Below are 1203 nucleotides of genomic sequence, written 5' to 3'. Positions count from 1 at the left end.
TTGGACGCACCGTCCTGGTTGACCGCCGTGCCCCGCACGACCGCCAGCACCCGGTGGCCGTTCTTCTTCGCGTCCGACAGCCGCTCCACCAGCAGCATGCCGACGCCCTCGGCCCAGCCGGTGCCGTCCGCGTCGCCCGAGAAGGACTTGCAGCGGCCGCTGGCCGACAGCCCGCCCTGGCGGCTGAAGTCGATGAAGGTGTCCGGGGTGGACATGACGGTGACACCGCCCGCGAGCGCCATGGTGCACTCGCCGCTGCGCAGCGCCTGCGCCGCCAGATGCAGCGCCACCAGCGACGACGAGCACGCCGTGTCGATGGTGACCGCGGGGCCCTCCAGTCCGAAGGTGTAGGCCACCCGGCCGGAGGCGACACTGCCCGCCGTACCGGTGCCGAGGTAGCCCTCCAGGCCCTCCGGCAGGGCGGTCAGCCGGGAGAGGTAGTCGTGGTACATGACGCCCGCGAAGACGCCGGTCTTGCTGCCGCGCACGGTCGCCGGGTCGATCCCGGCCCGCTCGAACGCCTCCCAGGAGCTCTCCAGCAGCAGCCGCTGGTGCGGGTCCATGGCGAGCGCCTCGCGCGGGTTGATCCCGAAGAAGTCGGGGTCGAACTCGCCCGCGTCGTAGAGGAATCCGCCCTCGATGGTGGCGCTGGTGCCGGTCTGCCCGGGGTCGTCGCCCAGCAGCCCGTCCAGTTGCCAGCCACGGTCGGTCGGGAAGCCGGAGATGGCGTCCACCGAGCCGGTGACCAGCTCCCACAGCTCCTCGGGGCTGGTGACCCCGCCCGGGTAGCGGCAGCTCATGCCGACGATGGCGATGGGCTCGTCGTCGGCGACGGCCACGGTGGCGGCGGGGGCGGACGCCGCCTCGTCGGCCTGGTCGCCGAGGATCTCGGTGCGCAGGAAACCGGCGAGCGAGGTGGGCGTCGGGTAGTCGAAGACAAGGGTGGCCGGAAGCCGTACGCCCGTGACGGCGCCGAGGCGGTTGCGCAGCTCGACGGCGGTGAGCGAGTCGAAGCCCAGCTCCTTGAAGGCGCGCCCGGCGCCGACGGCCTCGGGGCCCGCGTAGCCGAGGACGGCGGCGACCTGACCGCAGACGATCTCCAGCAGCAGCCGGTCGCGCTCGGGGACGGACAGTCCCAGCAGCCGCTCCGCGAGCCCGCCGGGGGCCGCGCCGCCGCCCGACTCCACCACGCGGCGGCCGGGG

General features: G+C 73.9%; 1 protein-coding gene. It reads right to left on the bottom strand.

The window, feature by feature from the left end:
• The coding region (locus KN815_RS49155) for an acyl carrier protein (protein ID WP_216348211.1) at positions 1-1203 on the bottom strand (1203 nt) is incomplete at both ends.

Origin of the sequence: Streptomyces niphimycinicus, assembly GCF_018883605.1 — a bacterium.
GTDB classification, from domain to species: Bacteria; Actinomycetota; Actinomycetes; order Streptomycetales; family Streptomycetaceae; genus Streptomyces; species Streptomyces niphimycinicus.
Note: the sequence above shows the minus strand (reverse complement) of the source record. Positions and strands in the feature narration are given on the sequence as shown.